The organism is Proteinivorax hydrogeniformans (genome assembly GCF_040515995.1).
Classification (GTDB): domain Bacteria; phylum Bacillota; class Proteinivoracia; order Proteinivoracales; family Proteinivoracaceae; genus Proteinivorax; species Proteinivorax hydrogeniformans.
The window spans coordinates 2,168,949-2,194,926 of the sequence record NZ_CP159485.1; the positions used below are offsets into that span (position 1 = coordinate 2,168,949).

General features: G+C 36.0%; 23 protein-coding genes. 5 read left to right on the forward strand and 18 right to left on the reverse strand.

Annotated features, from left to right (window positions below):
- Positions 1–31: 31 nt before the first annotated feature.
- From PRVXH_RS10435 to PRVXH_RS10455, 5 genes are all read right to left on the reverse strand, one after another.
- Complete coding sequence (locus PRVXH_RS10435; protein WP_353892713.1) at positions 32–328, reverse strand: YerC/YecD family TrpR-related protein; 297 nt, start codon at positions 326–328, stop codon at positions 32–34.
- An 84-nt stretch (positions 329–412) separates the two neighbouring features.
- Positions 413–757 carry an ATP-binding protein gene (locus tag PRVXH_RS10440; RefSeq protein ID WP_353892714.1) on the reverse strand — a complete coding sequence of 115 codons (345 nt, stop codon included), beginning with the start codon at positions 755–757 and terminating at the stop codon, positions 413–415.
- Between the two features lie 15 nt (positions 758–772).
- Positions 773–2,026 carry a DUF1576 domain-containing protein gene (locus PRVXH_RS10445; RefSeq protein WP_353892715.1) on the reverse strand — a complete coding sequence of 418 codons (1,254 nt, stop codon included), beginning with the start codon at positions 2,024–2,026 and terminating at the stop codon, positions 773–775.
- A 160-nt stretch (positions 2,027–2,186) separates the two neighbouring features.
- Positions 2,187–2,609 (reverse strand): ferritin family protein, encoded by a 423-nt coding sequence (locus PRVXH_RS10450; RefSeq protein WP_353892716.1) that lies wholly within the window; start codon positions 2,607–2,609, stop codon positions 2,187–2,189.
- An 82-nt stretch (positions 2,610–2,691) separates the two neighbouring features.
- Entirely contained in the window at positions 2,692–3,969 is a 1,278-nt protein-coding gene (locus PRVXH_RS10455) for an MFS transporter (protein ID WP_353892717.1), read from the reverse strand.
- 177 nt (positions 3,970–4,146) lie between these two features.
- Between PRVXH_RS10455 and PRVXH_RS10460 the strand changes: the two genes are divergently transcribed.
- Together PRVXH_RS10460 and hslO are read left to right on the forward strand one after the other, a co-directional pair.
- Complete coding sequence (locus tag PRVXH_RS10460) at positions 4,147–5,193, forward strand: HD-GYP domain-containing protein (RefSeq protein WP_353892718.1); 1,047 nt, start codon at positions 4,147–4,149, stop codon at positions 5,191–5,193.
- A 24-nt stretch (positions 5,194–5,217) separates the two neighbouring features.
- Positions 5,218–6,090, forward strand: coding sequence for an Hsp33 family molecular chaperone HslO (gene hslO / locus PRVXH_RS10465; protein ID WP_353892719.1), 873 nt, complete (start codon positions 5,218–5,220; stop codon positions 6,088–6,090).
- A gap of 69 nt (positions 6,091–6,159) precedes the next feature.
- Here hslO and PRVXH_RS10470 read toward each other — a convergent pair whose 3' ends face one another.
- The 5 genes from PRVXH_RS10470 to PRVXH_RS10490 form a co-directional block, all read right to left on the reverse strand.
- The gene (locus tag PRVXH_RS10470; protein ID WP_353892720.1) at positions 6,160–6,327 is read right to left on the reverse strand and encodes a 4Fe-4S binding protein; all 168 of its coding nucleotides are present in this window, start codon (positions 6,325–6,327) and stop codon (positions 6,160–6,162) included.
- Positions 6,328–6,446: 119 nt separating this feature from the next.
- Positions 6,447–7,226 (reverse strand): DUF2797 domain-containing protein, encoded by a 780-nt coding sequence (locus PRVXH_RS10475; protein ID WP_353892721.1) that lies wholly within the window; start codon positions 7,224–7,226, stop codon positions 6,447–6,449.
- A gap of 134 nt (positions 7,227–7,360) precedes the next feature.
- Entirely contained in the window at positions 7,361–8,542 is a 1,182-nt protein-coding gene (locus PRVXH_RS10480) for an amidohydrolase (protein WP_353892722.1), read from the reverse strand.
- A complete protein-coding gene (locus PRVXH_RS10485) occupies positions 8,526–9,689 on the reverse strand; it encodes an amidohydrolase (protein ID WP_353892723.1) in 1,164 nt (387 codons plus the stop codon). Before PRVXH_RS10485 ends, PRVXH_RS10480 begins: the two co-directional genes overlap by 17 nt.
- Before the next feature lie 178 nt (positions 9,690–9,867).
- Positions 9,868–10,521: a hypothetical protein gene (locus PRVXH_RS10490; RefSeq protein ID WP_353892724.1), complete on the reverse strand. Its 654-nt coding sequence runs from the start codon at positions 10,519–10,521 to the stop codon at positions 9,868–9,870.
- A gap of 154 nt (positions 10,522–10,675) precedes the next feature.
- On the opposite strand from PRVXH_RS10490, the gene PRVXH_RS10495 reads away from it, so the two are divergent.
- Positions 10,676–11,173, forward strand: coding sequence for a DUF2062 domain-containing protein (locus PRVXH_RS10495; protein WP_353892725.1), 498 nt, complete (start codon positions 10,676–10,678; stop codon positions 11,171–11,173).
- A gap of 52 nt (positions 11,174–11,225) precedes the next feature.
- Here the strand turns inward: PRVXH_RS10495 and PRVXH_RS10500 are convergent, their stop codons facing one another.
- Entirely contained in the window at positions 11,226–11,573 is a 348-nt protein-coding gene (locus tag PRVXH_RS10500) for a prepilin-type N-terminal cleavage/methylation domain-containing protein (protein ID WP_353892726.1), read from the reverse strand.
- Positions 11,574–11,901: 328 nt separating this feature from the next.
- On the opposite strand from PRVXH_RS10500, the gene PRVXH_RS10505 reads away from it, so the two are divergent.
- On the forward strand, positions 11,902–13,638 hold the full coding sequence (locus PRVXH_RS10505) for an ABC transporter ATP-binding protein (protein WP_353892727.1): 1,737 nt from the start codon (positions 11,902–11,904) through the stop codon (positions 13,636–13,638).
- 29 nt (positions 13,639–13,667) lie between these two features.
- Entirely contained in the window at positions 13,668–15,365 is a 1,698-nt protein-coding gene (locus PRVXH_RS10510) for an ABC transporter ATP-binding protein (protein ID WP_353892728.1), read from the forward strand.
- A gap of 307 nt (positions 15,366–15,672) precedes the next feature.
- Here the strand turns inward: PRVXH_RS10510 and PRVXH_RS10515 are convergent, their stop codons facing one another.
- The 7 genes from PRVXH_RS10515 to PRVXH_RS10545 form a co-directional block, all read right to left on the reverse strand.
- On the reverse strand, positions 15,673–15,963 hold the full coding sequence (locus PRVXH_RS10515) for a hypothetical protein (protein ID WP_353892729.1): 291 nt from the start codon (positions 15,961–15,963) through the stop codon (positions 15,673–15,675).
- A gap of 64 nt (positions 15,964–16,027) precedes the next feature.
- Complete coding sequence (gene srtB / locus PRVXH_RS10520; protein ID WP_353892730.1) at positions 16,028–16,768, reverse strand: class B sortase; 741 nt, start codon at positions 16,766–16,768, stop codon at positions 16,028–16,030.
- Between the two features lie 66 nt (positions 16,769–16,834).
- Positions 16,835–19,582, reverse strand: coding sequence for a hypothetical protein (locus tag PRVXH_RS10525; protein WP_353892731.1), 2,748 nt, complete (start codon positions 19,580–19,582; stop codon positions 16,835–16,837).
- 230 nt (positions 19,583–19,812) lie between these two features.
- On the reverse strand, positions 19,813–21,021 hold the full coding sequence (locus PRVXH_RS10530) for a class I SAM-dependent methyltransferase (RefSeq protein ID WP_353892732.1): 1,209 nt from the start codon (positions 21,019–21,021) through the stop codon (positions 19,813–19,815).
- 115 nt (positions 21,022–21,136) lie between these two features.
- A complete protein-coding gene (locus PRVXH_RS10535) occupies positions 21,137–22,792 on the reverse strand; it encodes an FAD-dependent oxidoreductase (RefSeq protein ID WP_353892733.1) in 1,656 nt (551 codons plus the stop codon).
- Positions 22,793–23,046: 254 nt separating this feature from the next.
- Positions 23,047–24,819: a M3 family oligoendopeptidase gene (locus tag PRVXH_RS10540; protein WP_353892734.1), complete on the reverse strand. Its 1,773-nt coding sequence runs from the start codon at positions 24,817–24,819 to the stop codon at positions 23,047–23,049.
- A 165-nt stretch (positions 24,820–24,984) separates the two neighbouring features.
- Entirely contained in the window at positions 24,985–25,968 is a 984-nt protein-coding gene (locus PRVXH_RS10545) for a ketoacyl-ACP synthase III (protein WP_353892735.1), read from the reverse strand.
- Between the last annotated feature and the right edge of the window lie 10 nt (positions 25,969–25,978).

Here is a 25,978-nt window from a genome sequence, read left to right on the forward strand (position 1 = left end):
CCCTTAGTTTTAGAAGGAAAAAAGAGGAAGATTATTCCTCTTTTTCCAACCTATCTAATATTAAATTATATCCTCCTTCACCATAGTCTAAGCATCTTTTTACTCGACTTATAGTGGCAGTGCTAGCGCCGGTAGCTTCTTCAATTTTATTGTAAGTATGCCCTTCTTTTAGCATTTTAGCCACCTCAAAACGCTGAGCTAAGGATTTAACTTCATTTACTGTACATAAATCCTCAAAAAAACTATAGCATTCGTCTACATCTTCTAGCTTCAACATCGCATTAAAAAGTTGTGTTATATGCTTTTTACCTAGTTTATCAAGATGCAAGGGTTTCACCTCCTAATGACGCCCTTAATATAGAAAATATTCAACATAACTATTGTATTTTCCTTCAAATGCCATAAAAAGATTTTACTTCTTTCTAAGCACCGATATTTTTGTGCCTACTTCTCTTTTAGAAGCTGCCTGGCCTTTATCCACAAGCATGCTAACTATATTTAACCCCGAAGCAGAACCTGTGTTTCCAGCAAGGTCCCCATAGTATTCCTCTAACTCGTCTCGCCGTGGTTGGTTTAAGATTCCATTTACTTCATCTAAGATTTTCTCATTCATTCCTTTACCGTCGTCGGATACTGTAATTTTGGTATAATCTCTTTTATTGTTAATGGTTACGTTTATTTCTTCTGCCTCTGCATTTAAAGAATTGCTTACTAATTCTTTTACAATTCCTTGTATTTTACTTTTTTCAGATTTCAAATCTCTTCCCCCTTTTTATCGATTATTTTTAAATGCACCAAGTAAAGCCACAAATATAATGGCTACAAAACCACCTGAAAACCCGTTGTTGTATAGGTTTACGCCACCATGCAATACCCCTACGTTGGTAACTACTGAAAGGTGAACAAACCCTGCAAGAACGCCGATGGCAGGTCCATACTGTCCTGCTAATGGAGCTAAAGTAGTTCCAAACAAAGCCGCCAATATCGGGCCAGGCTGATTTGCCTCAAAAGATGTCACTAAAGTTCCTAAAAACACACCAAGCATAATAGGAGTTATGTTTTTAGGATGTTTTCCAAAAGCTGCAAAGCCTACCATAGTCATTAAACCACCAATTGTAGGGCCGTTTAAGTCTCCCCCGACCATTAATACATAGCTAATCCCGATAACACCTACAAACCCCATATTCATTAGTGAGTTTGCAAAACCACCTAAAGATACAAAATCAGTTGCTAGTGTACCGGGGTGTTTTACTATTTCAAGATAATCCCTCAATTTTCCTTTATTTAACGCTATCCCTATTATTATCATAGAAATAAACATTGTTCCAAAGATTGCTATAGAAATTGTGTTAAAATCTTCCCCCCAGTATAGAACAGCCTGACTGTCATGACCAAAACTTCTAAGAATAGAGGTGAAAAGAAGTCCTACAAAACCCGCTGTAAAACCAATATTATATATATTGAAACCATTATGGGTTTTTAGCAAGTGAGATGCTAGAGGTGGCACAATAATTCCAGCTAAAATCCCAAAAAAGACCCCAGGCAAAACTCCCCATCCGAACCCAAAGATAATTTGAGTAACTAAAGGTGCTAAAGCTGTACCGAAAAGGGCCGGAAGTAAAAAAGTTTTAAAAGATTCTTTACGTATTCTGCTGTAAACAAATACTCCTGCGATTATCGGTAGCACTGAATATATGTTTTTACCAAAAAAGCCGAAACCCACCATTGTGAAAAGTGCAGCTAATATAGGTCCGTTAAATGTAACTTTACTTAGTTTAACGAGACTATACCCTATTAGCCCTACAATGGAACCATTTACTAAGGTTGGTCCTACACCTCCGATTTCCATGTAATCACTAATTAAAAGCCCCTCTGTTGTAAGAATAGTCTTTAGTCCCTCCAAAAGCTCTGATGGTGCCTGCATAACCAATCCTAAGAGTAATAATCCTAGTAGATAAAAGAGTGTTACTAATTCTTTTATGTTATCTTTTACCCTAATATAATCTAAACTCCATAATTTTTTCATTTTAGCTTACCGCCTCTCTTATTCCAACTATGGTAGTTAAATCTTTCACGATTTATGCATATACTATTGTACCAAATTTCTAACCTAAGTGGAAAGTTAAATTTTGATTAAAATAATAATAGCCCAACAGTATTGCTGTTAGGCTATTGTGCTTTATAATTTAAAAGTACCTTTCTAACAAACCTTCTAAAGCTCTAGCATGTCTTCCTTCGTCTTTGGCAGTTTCATCAAAAACGTCGTGAGCTGGGTCATTACCAATTTCCTTGGCTTTTGTGGCTGCTTCTTTTTTCATTTTATTTGATTTTTGTTCTCCAGTTAAAGCGAACTCTAAGTTGTCTTTGGTACTTGTGGAAATTTCTCCGTTTAGCTCTCCGAATCTAGCAGCGTGATCTGCCTCTTCCATAGCAATAGTTTTTAGTACTTCAGCAATTTCAGGATAGCCCTCTCTTTGCGCTTGTCTTGCAGCGGCTAGGTACCAGCCTACTTCTGTATTTTCTCCGGCAAAATTTGCATCAACCGCTTCCTCTAAAGCTGTGCCTCTTGTTGCACCGAGTTGATTTTCGACTACTAAGTCAAGTTCCATTAAAATCGTTTACCTCCCTTCTTTTTCATCTAATATTTTCTCCATATAAAAAATTTAGATGCAAAAAAAGAAGGCAATTATTTTAAAGTTTTTCTCGCTGAAAAAGCACTGCTAATATAGCAACAATACCCATTATAAGATATACTAAAAACGCCATCTGAAAAGCGTGCGTTGAGTCTGTACCTACACCGTTTAAAGATTGTCCTTGTATGTCTAAAATAAAGCCGATAGTATTGTTTAAAAGCGCTGCTCCTAAAAATCCACCCACGTTTGCAACAGATGTAGCTATACCTGACAAACTTGGCTCATTTACATTTTTAACATTTGTAAATGATAGTATAAACGTTACTGCAGAAATACCCATCAACAGGTAAAGAGCAGGTAATATTGCGATATTGGGCTTTCCGCCTGCCAAAACTATTTTATATATCCATATTAAAGTAAAAATTATAGCTCCGCCTAGCATAATCTTTCTAGTAGAGCCTACATATTTAGCTAAATACCCTACCATAAGTGATCCTAACATTATGCCTATAGTTAACAGCAATACATAGATAGAAGCTGAATCCCTTGTCATATTATAAACTTGGGTTAAATATGGGATTCCCCACAAGCCTGAGAAGGATGTAATAGTTCCCATTAAACAAAATAGCACAAAAAAATTGGGCCAGGTGTGTTTATTTAGCACTACCTTTTTTATACTTTGAAACAGAGTAGTGTTTGGTTTTGTCATAATATCCTTGTCATTAGGCCCTGCCAGCCCAACATCTTTTGGGCTGTCTTTGACAAGTAGCATTATCAACAAAAATAATATTAAAGAAACTAGCCCCATCATTTTAAAAGATAGTTGCCATCCGATATACCCTACCAGTAGAGCAAAAGGATATGTGGCAAGAACCCCACCTAAATTTCCTATTAATGAGCTCCACCCGGAGATAGTGGGAAACTCCTCCGCTTTAAACCAGACAGCTTGAATTTTTAAAAGAGAAATGAAGCCCCCAGCAACTCCAATCCCAACTAGCAGTCTACCCACATAAGCCATTTGGATATTTACAGAATATCCCAAAAGTGCCGATCCTACTCCTGCAAGCAGCATCCCATAAGCTGTCGTTTTTTTCGGGCCTATGTAGTCTGCCATCACGCCTGATGGTATTTGCATTATCGCATATGCCCAAAAATACATGGCTGCAAGATTTCCTAGCTGAGTTCCCTGACGCTGAGGACTTAATCCTAGGTCACGGGCAAACTCCTCAGCCACTACTCCAGTTGAGTATCTATGAAAAAAAACAACTACAAACGCAAGAGCTATTAACCCCCAATTAGACCATTTATATGTTTTATACCGCCTTTGACTGTCCATAATTAGTACCTCACATTCTTTTACATATTGATCAACATTATTAGTTTACCTCTTTTAATAATTTTTGTACATACATTTTACTTTTAGCTAAGTACTTATTCTTTTTTAGCAGGTTAATGTTGGTAAAACGTCGAATAAGTTAAATAAATGTTTTTCTAAAGGGGTGTATTACTAAATATGAAATTAGTTTCAGCTAAAGATCTAATGTCGGGCATGAAAGTGGCAAAGGATGTCGAAAATGACGCCGGTGGTATTTTAATTAAAGAAGGCACTTCATTAAATAAATATATGATAGATAAAATAAAGGCTTTATTTATTGACTACGTTTATGTTCATTCTGATGAAAAACCAGCAAAGACCCAAGAAAAAAAACTGCGCGAGGACATAAAAAAATTCTCAGATCAGTATAACTTGGCATTTGAGATGACTGTAAAATTATTAGATACTCAAAAAAAGGGTAAAATATTAGATATGGACTTGGTTAGGAGTATTTCCACCATAGTGATGGAACAAATTTACCAAACAAACAACATCTTAGGTAGGTTATTCTCACAAGATAACGATCATATGTACCTTTACAAGCATTCTCTTAATGTTGCCATTTTAAGTGGTATTATTGGAAAATGGCTAGGCTTAACAAAAAATGAAGTGCGAAGATTGGTTTATTCTGGTCTTCTTCATGATATTGGTAAGCTACAGGTCCCTCAGTCGATACTAAATAAGCCGGGTAAACTTACGGACGAAGAGTTTTTTGAGATACAAAAGCACTGTTTGTTTGGTTACCAGACTTTAAAGTCAAAACACAACATCAGCGGCGATGTGTTTACCGCTATAGCGCAACACCACGAACGAGAAGACGGCAGTGGGTACCCTAAAGGTTTAATGGGCTCTCAAATCCATATATTCGCTAAAATACTAGCAGTTGCAGATGTATATGACGCCATGACATCTAACAAGGTCTATAGAAGAAAGTTTTCGCCGTTTTTTGTAGCAGAGCAAATAGCACAAAATAGTTATGGTATATTAGACACAAAAATCAGTCGTGTATTTTTAGATAACATCGCAACTTTCTATGTAGGTAATAAGGTTGCATTAAGTGATGGCATGGTGGGTGAAATTATCTATATTAAGCCTTCAGAGCCCACAAAACCTGTAGTTAAGGTCGAAGATCAATACATTGACCTAACTTTTGAAAATGTTACAATAGAAGACATATTAGCTTAAAGAAAGCACAGGAGGAATTTATTTATGAAAGATTATCTATTATATAGTACAGCTGCAAACGGTAACATTCGCTGTTTGGCGGCAATAACAACAAACCTTACAAACACTGCACAAACTAAACATAGTCTTTTCCCTGTTGCATCAGCCGCTTTAGGACGACTGTTAACTGGTTCACTGCTTATGGCATCTTCTGAGTTTAAAGGAGAAGAAAGGTTAAATCTTAGGGTTAAAGGAGATGGACCACTAGGACAAGTCTTCGCAGACGCTAAAATTGGTGAAGTGCGAGGCTACGTAGCTAATCCTCAAGTTGAGCTTCCACTTAGCAAAAACAAAAAGTTAGATGTAAAAAAAGGGGTCGGTGCTGGCGAGCTTAGCGTTATTAAAGACTTAAAGCTAAAAGAACCTTATGTTTCAACCATGCAGCTAATTTCTGGTGAAATAGCTGAAGATTTGACTTATTACTATGCCACTTCAGAGCAAAAACCATCTTCTTTTGGCTTGGGAGTATTAGTAGATACAGATGGTTCTATACTAGTTAGTGGCGGCTTTTTAGTACAAATTATGCCAGATGCCACCGACGAACAGGTGACAGCTGTAGAAGAGCGGATAGCAAAACTAGGCGGAGTAGTTGAGTTCATTAAGGAAAAAGAAACTCCTGAAAAAATGATTGAAGATTTGTTAGATGGTTTGTCTCCAAAAATCTTACACAAACAACCTCTAGAATATAAGTGTTCATGTGATCGACAACGCTTTGCCAAGGGACTTATAAGTCTAGGAAAAGAAGAGTTAAATAATATGCTTAAAGAAAGTAAAGAGTTTGAATTAAGTTGTCATTTTTGTAACTCTAGATATAATTTTAAGCCGCAAGATATTGAAGGCCTTTTGAGGGAATTATAAAAAGTGAAGCTTCAATAAGATAAAAAAATCCTATCAACTCATTTAAGAGTTGATAGGATTTTTTTATTCTTACTCAGAAATTGCGTCTACAGGACAAGAGTCTGTACAAGCTCCGCAGTCAATACAAGCATCAGCGTCAATTATGTATTGACCCTCACCTGCACTAATTGCTTCTACAGGGCAAGTACCTTCACATGCACCACACTCAATACAAGCATCAGAAATTTTGTAGGCCATTTATGACACCCCCCAACACTATTTGATATAAATAATTTCAGTGGTTGACCACTAAAAAGATTTAGCATGTATCTACGATTTTGATTATATCACATGAAATAAAAACTGACTAGATAAGTTTAATTAATTTCAATAAGATATCCACGATACTTTTTTAGATTTAGCACTCCATCTTCCAATATTAGATACTGCCCCTTAGCCCCTAGCATTTTTGAGGTTATGATACTGGTTTTATCTAAGTTTAGAGATTTCATTTTTGGAGGGCTTACCCAAGGAAATTCAATGCTAAGCTCCTTTGATCTAAGCTTTACGTCTTTGAAGTTATCTTTTATAATATCCTGCGCTTTTAAGATGGCTTCCTCTAAACATTCAGCTTTATTATTTCTTAGCATCGCCCTCCAATTTGTCTTATCTGCAAAATATCCCATAAGATATTCTTCAACTTGACCAGCCTCTTTTCTGTTTTTTGCTTCTGCAATTACACATCCTTTTATCGCACCTTGGTCTAACCACCTTTTGGGAATATTTTGATGATGGGTTATACCAACCTTGATTTCACTGGTATAGGCGATATAAATATAATGCTTTTGAAAGCAAAAGCTTTGTGCAAATTCTTCATCACGGCAAGTTCCATTTATGTGATGACATTTTTCTGGTTTAACCATGCAAATATCGTTTTGTGGCAAATCTCTAAAACAAGGAAAACAGTAGCCATTGTTAAAGGTTTTTCCTTTGATATCTCTCCCGCAATAAATACATTTTTTGCTGCCAGCAAATGATATCTGAAGCTTAGATCCGGTCTTATCTTTCAGCATTAAAAACTGTTCATCTATGTTTAAGCGATAATTTATTTGATCTCCATCAGAAATTATGTCTACTCCCTTTAAATAACCCTTCATTTTAAAACACTCCTCTACATATTTGAACATTGAAAGTCCTACTATAAGTATAAAACTTAATATCTACTTTGTCATTATCTCTTTTTGGCAGGGTGCTTATTAATAGAAACAACCCCCTTAGTGGGGGTTGTTAGCTATCTTTTAAAAGCTTTTTTACCGCTGACAAATGTATATTTACAGGTTGATAGAAAATCAAATGGATGTCCTCTATATACTGTTATATCAGCGTCTTTACCTACTTCTATACTCCCTACTTTAGATTCAAGTCCTAAAACTTTTGCTGGATTTATAGTTATCATTTGTAGGGCTGTAAACTCATCTAAGCCATCTTTTACTGCTTGAGCTGCCGCATGTAGTAGCCTATAGATAGGAAGCACTGGGTGGTCCGTTGTAAGGGCGACATTTACCCCTGCATCACTTAAGATTTTTGCTCCCTTTAAGCTTTTGTTTTTGGTTTCTACCTTTGTGGGCACTCCAAGGGAAGGTCCCACTACCATCGAAAATGGGTATTTCTTAACATGGTCTACTATTAAGTGAGCTTCGGAGGCATGTTCTATAGTTATAGGTATTGAAAACTCATCGGCAATTCTCAAGGCTGTAGCAATATCATCAGCTCTATGAGCATGTACCTTAAGCGGCATCTTTCCTTCAAACACCATGCTCAAATTCTCAAGTTTTAGATCTTTAGCCGGCATTTTGTCCGGCTCTTTTTCTGCATTTTTCTTTTTTTCGTAGTACTCTTGAGCCTTAATCAACCATTGCCTCATTATTGCAGCGCTTGCCATTCTAGTCGAAGGAGTTATTTTCCGCGAGCCATAAGCCCTCTTAGGGTTTTCTCCTAGTGCTGCCTTCATACCCCCATACTCTTTGATAACTAACGAGGAGATTAAGTTATCTTTGCTGTAGTGTTTGATAACACTTCCAACTCCTCCAATTATATTAGCACTTCCTGGAACTACCATTGAAGCAGTTATACCAGCTGCTATGGCCTCTTTAAATGCATTATCGGGAGGATAAATTCCATCTACTGCAAAGACATCTGCCGTAATTGGACTTGTGGCTTCATTACCGTCAACACCTATAGGACCTTTGGCTTGTTCTATTAATCCTATATGGGTATGGGGATCTATAAAGCCTGGAAACACATTATCTCCTTCAAGATCAATTACCTCACTACCTTTAGGAATTTCAAACTTTCCAACGGCGATAATTTTATCTCCCTCTATTAACACCCCACCTTCTATGGGGTCTTTATCCACTCCAGTATGGATTATACCGTTTATTAAAGCAGTATATACTTTACTTACTACGGTCATAAATTACCTCTCCATTTATAATCGTTTTTAAAACTTTGGTCTTATAATCGAATAAATCTCCATCTAATAAAATAATGTCAGCATCTTTGCCTTTTTCGATACTACCTACGCGCTCTCCTACCCCGATAATTTCTGCTGCATTTATAGTGATAGCTTTTAAAGCCTCTTCTTTAGGTAAGCCATCTTTATGAGCTAGTGCTGCACAAATAGGCAGGTAGTGTTGAGGAATAACAGGATGGTCAGTCATGATAGCAAATTTAACCCCTGCTTCCCATAACACTCTTCCTGTTTCAAAGGTAAGGTTTGCTAGCTCAACTTTAGGTCTAGAAGAAAGGGTTGGTCCAATGACAACGTCAACCTTCTTTTCTGCAAGGTAGTCAGCTACTAAGTGTCCCTCTGTACAGTGCTCGATGGTAATTTCTACGTCAAATTCTTCAGCGATTCTTAAAGCAGTGACGATATCGTCAGCTCTATGAGCATGTGCTCTTAAAGGAATCTCTTTGCGTAAAACTTTTACTAAACCTTCCATCTTTAAGTCTCTAGCCGGAGCTTTTTCTGGATCTTCTTCAGCTTTTTCAAGCTTTTTAAGATATTCCTGTGCTTTAGTTAGCTCCTCACGCATAACTGCCGCTGTTCCCATTCTTGTAGATGGAGCTTTCTTTTGGCTGCTGTACACTCTTTTAGGATTTTCACCGTAAGCACATTTCATGCCTGTAGGCTCTAATATAACCATTTCGTCAATTATTTTACCGTAAGTTTTCATGGCCATACCTTGACCACCAATTACGTTAGCACTTCCAGGTCCTGAAACAACTGTGGTTATACCACCTTCATAGGCTTCTTTTAAAGCAGTATCCATAGGATTTACTGCATCGATAGCTCTAAGGTGTGGAGTTGAAGGATGAGTTGTTTCATTGCCATCTGCACCTTCAAAGCCCATTGCTTCTTCGAAAATACCTATGTGAGAGTGAGCATCAATAAGTCCTGGCATTACTACCTGCCCTTTAGCGTCGATAACTTCAGCATCTTTTGGGATGTCTATATTCTCTCCCACTTCCTCAATTTTTCCGTCTTTAATAAGTACAGTACCATTTTCTAAGGTCTCGTTAGCCATTGTGAAAATCTTTCCGTTTGTAATTGCTATCATATTAACCATACCTCCTTTAATTGTTATAATTACTATTCTACAATCAAAGAGGAAATTCCTTCGTTAGTCGAAAGTTTTTTTATGAAGGTGTGAGTCCTAAAACAGTTAACCTGTGATAAAGACAAAGCTGTCTCAACAGGAGTATTCCTGTTTAAGACAGCCTTTATCGTCGGATTGATTATTCTTTAGTAATCTCATTTATGATTTTATTTTCTTTAAGTTGCATCTTGTATTCAAACTTTTCGTTAGCTGAAGCTATGAAAGCTCCTACCCAAGCACTGCGAAGAGAGTAAAACAACTCAATATCTGCACCTACAGACTCCCAATAACCGCGATGTAAGCAGGATACAACATCCCACCTTAGATACTCCTCCCTAACGTCAACTATGTTATTTACTTGATCGCAAGGCATCCCATCTAAAATATTGTTATTTAGTGATTGGTAAAGCTCTTCGGCATTTTTGGGTTCTTCTTTTTCCTTTGCTTTTTTACCAATACGCTCTCCATGAGATTTGTGAGTAGAAAGCAAAACGTTCTTTGCCTTTTTATCAAATGTAGCAGTTACTTTAGCGATAAACTCAGCTTGCCTGGTTTCCGCTATTTCTATCCTTTGTTGTAACCATCCATGAATGTTATCATGTTGTATAGCTTTTTCTAAATCTACTCCCTTTTCAAATGGATGCCCATACTTTTGTTTTACTTCAGCATAAATGGAGGCAATGTCTTCAGCAAACTCTTTTTGTAGGTCTTCTACTAATTGTGCCTCTAAATCTTCAAAAATAAGCACTTTGTTAAACAGCCAGTGATGTATCGATCCTAAAAATGCGCTCATTTAAATCACGTCCTTTCTTATATCTATTATAGTTAACTAAATGCTATGGGGCATTGACTGTAATCACATTTTCTCGTTATTATTTTCAGCTAGTTAACGTTTATTTATTATGTTATAATCGAATTTATATATAACTTTTAGCTAGGTGGTTACTATGAAAGAAAAAATCATTAACCTTTGGAAAAAGCTTTCACAAATTAGCGATACCCCGCATGCCATCGCTCTTGGTGCAGCCTTAGGTTTAGGATGGAATTTCATCCCATCTTTAGGCATAGGGCCCTTTATGAGTATTTTTTCAGCAAAAATCTTTAAAGCTAGCGGTATAGCGGCTGTAACTATTAATTTAGGAACTGGTTTTTTTATTCCAGTACTCTACACTTTAAACATGGTTACAGGTCGATTTATTTTAGGAGATTTTTTGTCTTTTATGGACATGGAGGAAGAACTCAGCAATTCTATGCAATCTTCGCTAGATGGTATCGAAGCTGTGACAAATACACCGTCATCTTTCTTTTCTTTAGACACAGTTACTGAGATGGGAGCTGAGTTCTTTCTTGGCGGCTTTATAAATGCTGCTATTTTTGGTTTGATACTTTACGGTCTAATCTGGACACCACCTTTTATCAAAGGAAAAATTCAAAGAAAAACTTAAAAATAAAAAGAGGGTCTATCTCAAGACATTTGAGATAGACCCTCTTTTTATTTTAATTATCATTATGTTCACTACATACTATCTTACCACCTTCTAAGCTGTACTCACCACCTGATGGGCACTTGAGCATATTTTGCAAAAAGTTTTGTTTATGTAGATACTCAACTATATTTTCTTCACCTAGCTTGCTTTCATTTAGCTCAGTATTATTTACAATTTCATATTGAGTCAAAGCCCCTTCAATGACTTTAATAGTGCTTTTACATAGTTCATCGTTGGCGTGGCTTGATCCAGTGGCAATATTGGGGACTGTCAGCACTAAAATAACACCTAAAAGCGAAATAACTATCAACACCTCCAAAAGAGTAAACCCTTTTTCGTTGAACTTTAACGACTTCATAAATAACCACTCTCCCCCGAAAATGTAACTTAATGTTTTAAATTCGACACTTTTGCACAAAATCCTGCGCAAAATTTTAAATTTTTCAATCATTAGTGAATATTTAAACTATACTAATTATTCCCTAGACGCCTTTTTATAAGATACTTAAACTATTTTATAAAAAACATCAAATATTTTAATATTTTAGTTGACATTTTGAATTGTTTGACTATAATTAAAGTAAGATATTAATAATATCAAGTTTTAAATTAAATATATGAATAGAACAAGGTTAACTTAAATATTGTTTATTCATATATTAAAAATAATAAGGAGGATTTTAAATATGGTTGATAAGCGTTTGGTTAATTTATTTAAAAGGCAGCCTAGTCTAAAGCCTTATCTATTTATCACTGCTTTATGTATTTTAGCAGAAATCATACTCAGCTTGGTTATGGCTCAGTCTTTGAGGGTAATTACAGATAGCGCCATTGAAGTTAACTACGGACCTTTTTATACTTATTTAATAGTTTTATTAACAACTACAGCCTTGCTTTCACTATGTGTAGGGGTTAAAACTTTTTCAACGGGGCATTTAAGCGAGAGAATATCATTTAATCTTAGAAAAAAGGGGACCCAAAAAATAATAGATTTACCACAGTCAAAGCTCGATACTATGCATTCTGGAGATAGCATGTCTAAGCTTTCAAATGACCTGCAGTTGATTAGACAGTTTTTGGAATATGATGGGTACTTCTTAGTTCTTAGACCTCTTATGGCAGTCACTTCACTTGTTTACCTGCTATGGTTAAACTGGCAGCTTACCCTTATCAGCTTAATTGTGTTACCAGTTTTAATTTTAGCCACTTCCCTTTTAGGAAAACCTATCGCCAAGTATAGTAAAGGATTACAAGATGAACTTTCTAGCATGAACAACTCAACTCAAGATATTCTAGGCGGAGTTTCAATAATTAAAGCCTTTAATTTACAGGAAGTGGTTCGGCAAAAGTTTGATAAGCAGGTAGATAGATCGCTAAATAGGGGAGTTGAGTTAGGAAAAAAAAGAGCTGTACTGCAAAGCTTGACTGTAGCATTTTCTTTTATTCCTTTTTTGGCAACTTTTGGTATAGGTGGCTATTTGACAGTTATTGGTTCAATGCAACCTGGAGCTCTTTTAGCTTTTATAAATCTATTAAATAACTTAACTTTTCCAATTGCTCAGATCCCAAATCATTATGGAAGCTATAAAACCGCTATGGAAGGGTTAAAAAGAATATTTAAGCTTTTAGATGAAGAAAAGGAAAGAGATAATGGTCAAACCTTTGATATATATGAAGGCGAAACGTTAGTTGATATTCAAAATCTAACCTTCGGTTATAACGGTAATGAAGTTTTAAAAAACTTAAGCTTTACTGTTCGCAAAGGTGAGACAATAGCGCTAGTGGGTCCTAGCGGCAGTGGAAAGTCGACTATATTCAAACTCCTTACAGGATTTTACTCGGGGTATAGTGGAAAAATCAGCATGTTTGGAAAAGATCTAACTAAGTGGAATCTTGATGGTTTACGTTCAAACATTTCAACGGTAAGCCAAGACACTTATCTATTTCCAGCTACTATTATGGAAAACTTAGTGCTTGCTAAAACAGGCTGCTCCAAAGAAGATATGGTGAGGGCGTCAAAAATAGCAAACGCCCATGACTTTATCCAAAAACAACCAGATAAGTATAACACCAAAGTCAGCGAACGAGGTGATAATTTATCCGGTGGGCAAAAACAAAGGCTTGCAATAGCAAGAGCTGTGCTAAAAAATCCAAAGCTATTGCTACTTGACGAAGCAACTTCAGCCTTAGATACTGAGTCAGAGGCAGTGGTACAAAGCGCTTTAGAAAAGGCCATGGAAGGCAGAACAAGCATTGTAATTGCCCATAGATTATCCACCATAGTCAAGGCGGATAGAATTTTAGTTTTAGATAATGGCTGCATTATCGAAGAGGGTAACCATCAAGAATTACTAGCTCAAAAAGGATTCTATTATAGCCTTTACCATAAGCAGTTTAAGAAAAATAAAGGCGGTGTTGCATAATGAAAAGCCTCCTAGGATTATTCAACTTGTTGAAGGGTTATCGAATAAAATATACCTTAGGGCTACTGTGTACATGTGTCCTTGACCTTAATCAGATTTTTATAGCTACTATATTTATGATTTTATTTGATGGTATCATAGGCCAGGATATTGATTTAGTTATCAGTGCAGTGTATGGCTTTTTGGCACTGACAGTATTTCTTACAGTATTTATGCTGATAGGACTAATTCTAATTAGAACATCTACTATCCGTGGCATAAGCAATTTGCGAGCTAAGGCCTTTGCCAAGATGTTAAATCTTCCCCAACAAGAATATAGTAAAAACCATAGTGGAGATTTTATATCAAGGGTAACAAATGACATTCAAACTTTAGAAAAATCTTTAACTCAACACTTAGTAAACTTAACTAACACATTTTTGGCCGGTATCGCATGTATAGTCTATATGTTTATTCTTAACTGGAAGTTTGCGCTAGGTTTATTGGCATGGAACTTATTAAATTTAGCTATTTCTAGCCTGTTTATTAAACCTATGAAAAAAAGTAGCGATAAAATACAAAAAAAATTAGGTTCTACAACTGAAGAAATCTCTGATATCATCGCAGGCTCCGCAGTTATAAAGTTATACAATCTTAAAAATTATGTGGCTAAAAAGTTCCACAGAAAAAATAGTGATGTATTAGATGCTTCCTTAAAAAGGGTTAAACTCAACGCCTTTATGCAGGGTATTAATAACTTCTTAAGTAAATTTTCTTTTGTCGGATTTTTAGCAATTGCTAGCATTTTTATTATCAGAAGAGAAGTCTCTTTTGGAGAGGTGTTAGCTATAAACCAGCTTCAAAATGGTGTAGGCTATTTCTTTAATAGCCTAGGAGAGTTTTTAAATCAAGTTCAGCAATCGCTAGCTGGCTTTAACCGAGTTAAAAATCTTTTAGAAAAAGATGATGAGCCTAAAGCCTTTGATAAAATGGCTGAACAAAATACCAGCTGTGCATTATCTTTAAAAGATGTTAAGTTCTCTTACAACTGCGAAGATAAAGTGCTAGAAAATATATCATTTGAGGTCCAAGAAGGGGAAACTGTGGCAATAGTGGGGCCTAGCGGTGGTGGAAAGAGCACTATCTTTAAGTTAATTTTAGGTCTGTACCAGCCAAAGGGTGGTAGTATGTCATATCTATCTAAAACTGCCCACCATTATTCTTTAAAAGAGCTTCGAGATCTAACCTCCTTTGTTCCGCAAGAGCCATATCTTTTTAGCGGAACAGTAAAGGAAAATATAGCCTATGGAAATACTGATGCAACTGATTTAGAAATATATGCTGCTGCTAAGGCAGCAAACGCCCATGACTTTATATTAAAGTTAGAGAAGGGCTATGACACACCTGTTGGAGAAAGAGGTATATTTTTATCCGGTGGGCAAAAACAGCGTATAGCCATAGCTAGAGCGATTATTAAAAATGCCCCAATCTTGCTTTTAGACGAAGCCACTTCCTCTTTAGACAATGAGTCTGAGAGTTTAGTGCAAAGGGCATTAGATGACCTTATGAGAAATAAAACAACATTAATAATTGCCCATAGATTATCAACAATACAAAATGCAGATCGCATTTTGGTGGTTGACCAAGGACGGATAGTGGAAAGCGGAAATCATCAAGAGCTTTTAACTAAAAAAGGAATATATGCGGGGCTTCATAAAGTTCAGTTCGATAAGAAAAAAGGAGCCTAAATAAAGAGCAAGAAGGCTTTAGCACAAGCTAAAGCCTTCTTGCTCTTTTGTTATCGTTCAAAGTAACTAAAAGTAAGGTCCGTAAAGCATCCATAGAATGTAAATAAAAAAGAGAGCAAAAATAGTTATTACTACAATCTTTTTATTGGTTGATTCTTTACTTCTTACTATGACTGCAGAGACTGGAAGAACAAAGGCTATTATGAATGTTATTAATGCAAAAATATGCTTATTCATATAATCCCCCTTAGTGCCAGACGTGCTGTTACTAGATACTAGTTACTAGTTACTAGTTACTAGTTACTAACTACTGCCTATATTGCTTTCTCGTAAACGATATTCCACCAAATCCTCCGATAACAGCTAGGTAAAACCCAAAGTCATAAGCTAAGCCTGTGTTTATAGGCTCATAGATACGAATTCCTTCGTTAAAGAGTCCAATAATAAGAGAGATAGGTGCAATCCAGCCATGCCATATACCCCAGAAAAAACCTGCCGGCTCCTCGGTAGTATAAGAGCCATCGCCTGGTACACAACCAGTTAATAACATCAAAAATGTTAGAATTAACACCATTAAAATAACCTTTTTAACTTTCATTTCTACCACCCCGTTTAGATATTTGTATATTATATTCAAGATAGTAATAAGATAACCTTTTTTATTATTCCGAATCTATTTTTGTGGCGTGTACTACCAGGCGAGCATCGTCAAAGGTATAATCGCAGGTAGATAGGGTTAAAATTTTGTTTTCTACTCCCACATCAATATCCATTTCTATTATAGATCGCCTTCTAATTTCATCTAGCAGGTCTTGGTATTCTTCATCGTTATCAAAGTCTGTTTCAATATAGTTGAAATCCGTATCAGTTATATATACCGAAAAGACTTTCCACTTTGTTTCATCATATAGGGTATCTAGTTTTATGTATCTGTGTTCATTTGCAAACTCCTGGCTTTTATACCTTTTAAGATTTTCAAACATAGAGCCATCTCGCATTCTATGGCCATAAATTACAGTGTTTTTGCCTAAATCTTCAACTGTGTTACGAAAATCCATAAAAATAGCTCCACCAGGGTTCCATTCTCTATTAAAATTTCGCTCTAGGTAATAGTCGTTATCTTCTGCCTGAACAACAGGGTAGTTAATTTTTGTTTCTGGTATTTTTATCCAACCGACAATATCTTCATTTATTTCCTTTAGCTTTTCAAACTTATCCACTTCATCATCATCATTATTTGTATCTTGTTTTTCTTCGTTTAACCGGTGACTTTCCTGATACATACTTTCCAACTCAGAATATACCCTACGGTTAGCATAATACCCATAAAAAGATTGCCCTATTTTAAATAACGAAAAAGCTAGTATAACTGCTAAAACTATTGTTATAATTCTTTTTAACACCGTTATCATCACCTCTACTTATACTAAAATCAAAAATCAGCGAAGCATAGCTTCGCTGATTTTATTTTACACTAACCGTCTACGACGAACAACCACCAATCCAAAAGTCGCTAATGCTGCTAGCACTACATATATGATGGAGAAACTGTCTCCTGTTTCAGGGTTTTCATCATCTTCATCTTCGTCAGAAACTTCTTCTTTGGCTTCTGGTTCTGAAGAATCTTCAAAAACAGTAAACATACTCCAGTGATCTGTCATACCGATAATGGTATTGTCTTCACCAAGTTCACTATCAATTGCAACCCATTTATCTGTTTCAGGATCTAACCAGAAAACTGATAAACTTTCTGGATTTTCCACTAGGTCTGGATCATAGTTAAATGTCATTCTTATTTTGTCTCCAAACTCACTTATACGCTCTCCATCAGCTTCTAAGCTAAATCTATATACGTTAGATACAGGTCTTAACTCTTTTTGCGTAGTAGGCTCAACCTTTTCATACTCATCAATACTAACTTCTATAGTTTCATAATCAGTTCTACCAAGTGCTGATTCTATCGCCCTTGACCAAGTTTCAACAGGCACATCTACAGTAACTGACTCATTAGTAGACCTAACTTGAACCTCTTCTTCTTGCTCTAGCTCGTCCCTTGTTATGCTTTCTCTGGTTTGCTCAACTGGTTTAGTTACTTCTACTTCTTTGTCACTTAAACCTTCGACTGTAACAGTCGCTGAAACTTCTGTTCCCCTTATACCAGCGAAATATGCTTTTACTTCTACTTCACCGTTTCCAACAGCTTTTATTTTACCATTTTTAATTTTAACTACTTCTTCATCAGACGATGTAAAGTAAATATAATCAAGATAGTCACTTATATCTTCTACGATTTCAGTTTCACCATGGGCAAATCCTCCACAACAACCATCAAAAAAATCAACCAATTCGTTTTTTTCAATATTAAAAGGTACAGCCACTTCTCTGGTATCCAGAACTATATCTTCTGCAATGAACTTCAAAGTATGCCCAAAGACACCATCCTGAACTAAGTCATACCAAAGAGTAGTAAAACCCCAACTATAATCAAGTTTATCATATGTTTTGGAGAAAATATTACTACTAAGCATATCTAAATCTTCTGAGCTTTGGTAAATCAATTCATAGTCAGATTTGTCTAAATCAGCACCTAGTTCTAAAGAGTCCCAAATCTCAAACCTAGTTGCAATCTGTAAAATTTCATCTAAAGACTTTTCACTATCCTCAATAAACAAATACCCTACAGGGAGCCCGTTTTTTACTTTTACGTCCGAGTCTATTATTGTAAGTTGCGATACGTATTCTAATTGAGAAAGGTCCCCATCTACATTTTCTAGGGTTAATATAGGAACGTGTAGTTCATTAAGTATCGAATAATCTAATTCTTGCTTAGGATTACTAATCTGTAGTCTATATAGATTAGATAATTGTTCTAAACCTTCTAAACTTGAAATTCCGTCAAGTCCCATATCCTCAATTTTACTTACTGCATCATAGTCTAAAGAACCTCCAGCTGCCTTTTTTACTTGATTTTCTAAAACATTACATTCAAAGCTTGCTTTATTCCCACTTTTATATTCATCCCTATATTGGTCTCCAACTGCGACCTCAATAGTTACTTCTGTGAATGAAGCTCCAGCAAAATAAGCATTAATTTCAGCCACACCTTCAGCTAAAGCTATAATTTTTCCATCTTCAATTTTAACGACTTCATTATTAGAAGAAGCAAGGTAAATTAACTCCTTATAGTTCATGATGTTAGCTTCTTCAATACCTCCACCGTAAGGTGACGCCTCTTTCTTTAGTACAAGTGGTAATTCGTCTACTACCTCATCAACATCCATAAATAATACTTTTGGGCCCTCTAACATAAGGTTGTAACCAATATGTTCTTTGATATCTCCGTCGACTAAAAAGTCGGTGTTTATAAAGAATTCATTAGGGCTATCACTAAATGCTGCGCCAGAAAATCCATATATCAATTTGTTATCAAACACTTCCTCAGTATTACGCACGCTAAGCCACTCTAGTTCACTTAATTCATTTACATATTTGTAATAGCATGGACTTAATGGTGTACTTGTACTTAATGTTTTTAATTTACTAAACTCTTTGAGAAGGCTTAAGTCTCTTTTAACATTATAATCTAGGTTTAAAATTTCAACTTCTGTCTCAGAGAATATGCTCCAATTTTGGTAGTCACCAACCACCCTTAGCTTTTTTATGTTATCAAATCCTTCGAATTGCTTTATACCTTCATAGCTTTCATATTCATTATTACGGCTTGGGAATAGCCTAAGAGTCTGTAAATTATATGCTCCTATTACCTTTTCTATTTCAGAATTCGTCATTTCCATAGTGTCAATATTAGCAAGACCGTCGATAGTGCCTATGGTAGAATAATATATGTCTAACCTTTTTATTTGATTTAAACCTTCAATTTCTTTTATGTTAACTCGATTTAGAACTAATTCCTTGAGAGAATGTATTTCATTAAGAATGCTAAAATCTAAATCGTTCTGTGGAGTTATAATTGTAATCTTTTCTAACCCTGTTAATTGCTGTATCCCGCTCAAATCACTTGTTTCTTCCGGTATGGATATTTCCGTAATATTTTCAATGTCTTCAACCTTCAAGGAACCTGCTAAGTCTCTAACTCTTTCCTTCAACACCTCACATTCGAAATTAACTTCCTCAATAGCATAAACTGTTGATGCTGGAGATATAACTAAGAATAGCATCGACAGGACCAAAAAAACTGACAAAATACTTTTCCTCATTGAACCACTCCTTTGTCCTTAAATTTTAATTTACTTGTAGATAATTCTACAAGCAATTGGAAAATCCTTCTTTAGTTGGAATATAATTTCCAACTAAAGTTCTTTAACTAAAAGTTGATTAAATGTAAAATTATTTATTTTAATTGTGACTATAGATATACTGTTTTACTGTTGTTTTTGCATAACAAAAAAACAGCACGTTTTCATGCTGTTTTTTTGTTATGCAAATATTAGATCCCCAAGCAATTACCTTCCCGGTAAAATATTGCTGTTTCGTTTTCGTGTTTTACTATTGGGCTCATTCCTGTGAAGGTTATTCTTTTGAAGCCTTGTTGTACTATAAATTGCTGCCCCTCTTTGTCTTGATTTCTTTCGGCGTCGTCCCAGATTATTATACCGTTGGGCTTAAGCTTTCTCAAAGCGTATTTTGCACATTTTATTCTTTCTTTAGAGTCGATTACTATTACATCGTATTTCTTCTTTGTTTGTAAGATTTTTTCTGCAAACTTTCTTTCTTTGTTAAAGTCGGCATATATAAGGTTAACGTTCTCTTTTGCTTTTGTTTCCACCATTTTAAGCCACTGGAGGTTATGCTCACATGAGGTTACTGAGCTTACTCTTTTTGACCACCAAAGGGAGCTATAGCCACACCCATACTCAAAAACATCCCATTTGCTTTTTACCCTTTCTTCTAAAAAGGTTATAGCTGGGTAGGTAAACCAGGGCAAAGGATTGCCTTTTTTATCTAAGCTTTCTTTGCTTTTGAAGGTTTCAAACCAACCTCTGTTGTACAACCCTGTTTCGCCACATAATATTTCTATATATTTGTCTAAGTTATCAAAATCAATAGGAGTATTTAAAAGTATTTCTGCTATCTTTTTTTCTCTATCATTTCTAACTAGAAAGCGAAAATAAGGGTTGTGATGGGGGTGAGTATAGGTGGATATTTTTAGCTGGTCAGGGTTTTCATTTATGTAGTTGTTTATGCGATGATACTTTCCCAAAACAATCTGGCATTTTTTTAATGCGTTATATGTAAAAATTTGAGCTGCCAGACCACAGTTTAGATCGGCATAGTTTATATCCAAAGTTTTGTTAGTCATTTCTTGTAGCATAGCAGAGCAGACATCTGTATCTAAAAACATCTGATCTCCCATCACTCTAATAATGTGCTGAGGCTTAAATTCTTTAGCTATTGCCACCATTCTTTTGCCTAGGTTTTGTTCCTTAGAAAAAAATACTTTTATGGGATATTTCTCTTCTAACTTCTTGTATGCTTTATTTTCTTTGCATTTATGTAAAGGCAAGATAATAGCCTCTATTTCCCTAATCATCATAAGCTTTTCGATGGTATGCTCGATAACCATCTTTCCATCAATAGTATAACGAAGGTTTTCAGTTTCTTTGCTATTAACATCGATAAAAGCGATAGCGTTCATAGTATCATCTCCTTGACGTACATTGGCATGTTTAAAGTTAAGCAGTTATTTACTTTACTTGTCTTTTACTATTATAGCAAAGTAGCTGGCTTTTTTGCCAGCTACTTTTGTTTGACTATGAACTTAATTCTTTTTTCTCTGTTGTTGCCATATGATAGATATAATATCCACCACTTAGATTCTTTACATCGCTATAACCCTTTTGCGCAAGAAGCCTACCTGCTAAATACGAGCGCAATCCAGTTTGGCAAATTAAGATTATTTCTTTATCTTTTGGTATTTGCTGCCAGTTATCCCTAAACTCATCTATAGGAATATGAACAGAGTTTTCAATATGTCCATTATCAAACTCTTCTTTTGTTCTTACATCAACGAATGAGTACCTTTCGCTTCCTAGTATTGAATCTATCTCATGCCAATGTATTATATCCATGTCACCCTTTAAGGTATTGTTTGCCACAAACCCTGCGACATTTACTGGATCTTTAGCAGTAGAATACGGTGGAGCGTAAGCTAATTCTAGCTGTTCTAAATCTTCAACATTCATTTTCGCTTTTATGGCGGTTGCAAAAACGTCTATTCTTTTATCCACACCTTTTTGACCGACTATTTGTGCTCCTAGCACCTTACCTTTCAAATCACAAATGGTCTTTACGGTCATGGGTATAGCTCCAGGAAAATAGCCAGCATGGGAGGCAGAGTTGGTGTAGGATGTGCAGTATTTTATCCCCAGCTTTTTTAATACCTTTTCACTATTTCCCGTTGCTGCTACTGTATAGTCAAATACTTTAGCTATACTAGTGCCTTGGCTTCCATGATAGACTTCTCTTTGGCCACCCACATTGTTTGCTGCAATCCTTCCTTGTCTATTTGCTGGGCCTGCTAGTGGTATAAAGGTAGGAGCTTTGTTAACTAAATCTTCTACTTCTATAACATCGCCTACGGCATAAATTGATGGATCGGAAGTTTGGAGATATTTATTAACTTTTATAGTCCCTCGTTGACCTAAGTCTAGACCTGCCTCTTTAGCTAAGTCTGATTCCGGCGCTACGCCAATTGATAGAATTACAAGATCTGCATCTAATTCTTTTTTGCTATCTAAAGTAACCTTTTGGTTCTCAAAAGATATTGCCTTGTCGGAAAGATATAGCTTTGCTCCTTTATCTTTTAAATGCTTCTGAACTATAGCGGCCATCTCATAGTCTAAAGGGGGCATAACTTGATCTAATGCCTCAACAAGGCTTGTGTCTAGCCCCCTATCTATAAGGTTTTCAACCATCTCAAGTCCAATAAATCCTCCACCTACTACCACTGCTTTTTTAGGTTTTTCTGTCTCAATAAAGTCAGTAATGTTATCAGTATCCTCTAGGCTTCTAAGGCTAAAAATATGTTCGCTATCTATACCTGGTATCGGGAATTTAATAGGTTTAGCTCCTGGCGAAAGAATTAAATAGTCGTAGCTTTCCTCATACTGCTCGTTAGTGCCCCAGTTTTTTACGTGGACCTTTTTGTTTTCACGGTCAATTTTTGTGATTTCACTTTTTACCCTAACATCAATTCCAAACCTTCCTTCCATACCCTCTACTGTTTGGACTAGAAGATTTTGCCGTTCCTTTATTGTGCCTCCTATATAATAAGGCAGTCCACAATTTGCAAATGATATGTGCTCTCCTCGTTCAAACATTATTATTTCAGCTTCTTCTGTAACCCTGCGAAGCCTAGCAGCTGCGCTTGCTCCTCCAGCGACACCACCAATTATTAAAACTTTCATTATACACGCTCCTTTATACTTTTTAGTTAGCTTATCCTTTGTTATAAGATATTAGTACAAATTGAAAAAAGAGTAAACCATAATATATTTAAACAACAATTTTAAATACAGTAAAATACAGAAGGTTGTACCCAGTTAGGCTGGGTTTACACAGAGTCTCTCCGATGGGTATGTTGCCATTTTTTGTTGCAACTCCTATCTCCTATCTCCTAATAGAACAGACTGCTGACTTAGTCAACAGTCTGTTTTTTTACTTACTCAACTAGCTCTAAAAACTTATCTATATCTTTGGCAATGATATTTAGCGAACTTCTCCAAAAATCTACGGACCTAACATCTATCCCCACCATAGCGGCTACGTCTGCTATAGTGTTTTTGCCAGTAAGTGATAGAAGTTTATCGTACTTTTCTACAAAGGCTTCACCTTCTTCTAAATACTGGGCGTAAATACCTAAAGAAAATAGCAGTCCAAAGGAGTATGGGAAATTGTAGAAGCTTCTACCTGCAGAGTAGTAATGTGGCTTGCATACCCACATGTACGGATGCAAATAGTCATGATCAAGTCCGTCTCCATAGGCTTTTCTTTGGGCTTCTAACATAATTTCTTTTAGTTCATCTACAGATAGGGAGCTTTCCTTACGCTTTTCAAATAGCTTACTTTCAAAATAGTAGCGGCTGTAAATATCAGCTATCACTTGGCCACTTTGGGATATAGAACCTTCTAATATACCTATCGCTTCTTTGTCAGATGCTTCTTTTAGCACTGCATTAGAAACTATAGTCTCACAGAAAATCGAAGCAGTTTCAGCAAGTGGCATAGGGTATGAAGAGTTTAACATCGATTCTTCATACAGGCACTGTCCGTGATAACCATGACCTAACTCATGGGCTAAAGTTCCTACATCGCTTAAAGATCCAGTAAAGTTTGATAAAATTCTACTTTGTTTTATTGGGTGGAGGTTGCTACAAAAAGCTCCACCTCTTTTTCCTTCTCTAGGTTCAATGTCTAACCAGTTATTATCAAAAGCATGTTTTGCAAATTCTGCAAGCTTTGAACTAAAGGTGTCAAACTGCTCTAATATGAATTCTTGAGCCTCTTTGTAGCTAAATGTGGTTTCCACACTACCTACAGGTGCAAACATGTCATAAAAAGGAACTCCGTTTTTATGACCTAAAAGCTCGCCTTTTTTCTTATAATATTTATGGAAAATAGGTAGGCTTTCCTGGATAGCTTGCAGCATTGCATCTAAGGTTTCTTGGTCCATCCTAGATTGAATTAAGGTTTCTTCTAGGGGGGATTTAAACCCACGCATTTTGCTTACTGTAATAACCTCACCTTTTATTGCGTTTAAAGCTGCAGCTGATGACTCCTCTATTTTCTCATAAGATTTTAGCTCTGCTATATATGCTTTTTTTCTGACCTTAGAATCTTTGGAAAAGGCCATGTTGCGAACAACGGGAAGAGGATATTTTTTCTTATCTTTGTTTTCCTCAATCTCTACTGTTAACGTAGAAGTAAGGTTGTTTTGAAGCTTGCTCCAAGCACTCGAACCTGTGTTTTTCATTTTTGCAATAACTTCTTCTTTTTCTTTACTTAGAGTATATTTGTTTTGTAGCTCAAGCTCTTGGAAATAGAACTTATGCTCTTTAAGCTTTTCTGTACTATCTAAAATTTCATCTAGGTTTTCTAAACTACCTAACCACTCTTTAAAAGCCACGGTGGCAAAAGTTAACTCTGTCATCTTCATTTGCAACTTTTCAATGGCATTAGCTGCCTCTTGATTTTTAGCATCAGTGCTTAAACTTAAGTTGCCAAAAGCCATAAGCTTAACGATAAGACTGTATATTTCAGCATGCTGGTCTATGTACTCTTCTAAAACTTGCTGCGGATTGCTATTGTCAGTTAGTTTTTCTTTTGCCCAATTATTAATTTCTTTCACCTTTAAGTCAAGCTTTTCCATGTCACATTTAAACTCAGAAGAGTCAAATGAGGTATATAAATCGTCTAAATTCCATCTTCCTTCCATTAAACATTCCCCCTTATAGTTGTTAATATAATGATAACTCTTTTCAATAAAACTATCAATATCAAATTTTTAAAATATTTTAAACGTCTAGCTTGCCGAACATTTTAGTAAAAAAAAGTAACGGGAGGGAGGTCCCCGTTACTTTTTTATATTATATATCTATACCTACCATTTAAAGGCGGTACAAGCAACTGCAAATCCTACGCCAGATCCTACAAATACAACGTTATCTCCTGGCTTAACTTTCCCCTGTTTTAAGGCAACATCTAAAGCCATAGGAATGCACGCTGACCCTGTGTAGCCGTACTCACCCATGATACAAGTTGTCTTTTCCATAGGAAGCTTTAGTACATTCATTACTTCTTCGATAACCCATTTATTTATTTGAGTTAAAAACACATGGTCTATGTCTTTAACTTCAAGGTTAGCCTGTTTAAGGACATCTTTTATAATAGGAGGCCATAGCTTGATATTTCTATCAGGTGGCAATGGTTTTAAGAAGGTTAATAAATGTTCTTTGTTATCTATTCTTTCTTTGGTTATAGGGTTTTTAGCACCACCAGCATAAATCCCTAAAATATCATATTGCGTGCCATCTGCTATAAGCTTAGATGCCAAAAAGCCTCTGTCCTCTTCTGTAGCTGATAAAATAACTGCACCAGCTCCATCGGCAAAGATTGGGAAAACTGATATGTTTTCTTTGTCCACAAACTTAGTCATGTTATAGACACCGATAAGCAGAACCTTTTTATAACCTCCGGACTGAATCATTCGAGAAGCTATATCCATAGAAGCGACAAACCCAGAGCAAGATGCGTTGACATCAAAGGTTCCTGCATTTGTAGCCTTTAATCTCCCCTGAACAACAGAAGAAGTAGCCGGACTTAAATATTCCGGGGTGTCTGTTGTAACCATAACTAAATCTAAATCCTCTGGAGTAATGCCTGCATCTTCGATAGCTTTAAAACCTGCTTCTGTAGCCATATCTGCCGAGCTTTCGTTTTCTGAAGTTATATATCTTTGTTTGATGCCTAATTTTGCTTCTAATGAGGGCTTAAGTGGCTGACCAAACCTTTCTTCTAAATCAGCGTTAGTCAGCAGAACCGACGGATGAGCTTTGCCGCTACCGATTATTTTTGCATTAAACATTTAATCTCCT